Origin of the sequence: Duganella sp. CY15W (genome assembly GCF_009857555.1) — a bacterium.
Taxonomy (GTDB): Bacteria; Pseudomonadota; Gammaproteobacteria; order Burkholderiales; family Burkholderiaceae_D; genus Rugamonas; species Rugamonas sacchari.
The window spans coordinates 1-334 of sequence record NZ_WWCQ01000028.1 but is presented as its reverse complement, the minus strand read 5'-3'; the positions used below and the strand labels follow the sequence as shown (position 1 = coordinate 334).

Annotated in this window: 2 tRNA genes and 1 rRNA gene; all 3 read left to right on the top strand. The window is 53.6% G+C overall.

The annotated features are described in order from the left end of the window. A 16S ribosomal RNA gene (locus tag GTP58_RS30910) occupies positions 1–76 on the top strand; the annotation flags it as partial. Positions 77–156: 80 nt separating this feature from the next. Beyond that, positions 157–233 (top strand) — tRNA-Ile (locus GTP58_RS30905). 25 nt (positions 234–258) lie between these two features. Next, a tRNA-Ala gene (locus GTP58_RS30900) sits at positions 259–334 on the top strand.

Genomic DNA, 334 nt, shown 5'->3' with positions numbered 1-334 from the left:
CACGGTAGGATTCGTGACTGGGGTGAAGTCGTAACAAGGTAGCCGTATCGGAAGGTGCGGCTGGATCACCTCCTTTCTAGAGTTTGCAGGATTCTTCGGAATCATTTCAAGCGCTCACACTTATCGACTGTAACGAAGTAAAGAACAGCAAATATTGGGGCTGTAGCTCAGCTGGTTAGAGCACCGTGTTGATAACGCGGGGGTCGTTGGTTCGAGTCCAACCAGCCCTACCAGTTGCCGGTATCTGTCGTACCCATAGGGGGATTAGCTCAGCTGGGAGAGCACCTGCTTTGCAAGCAGGGGGTCGTCGGTTCGATCCCGTCATCCTCCACCA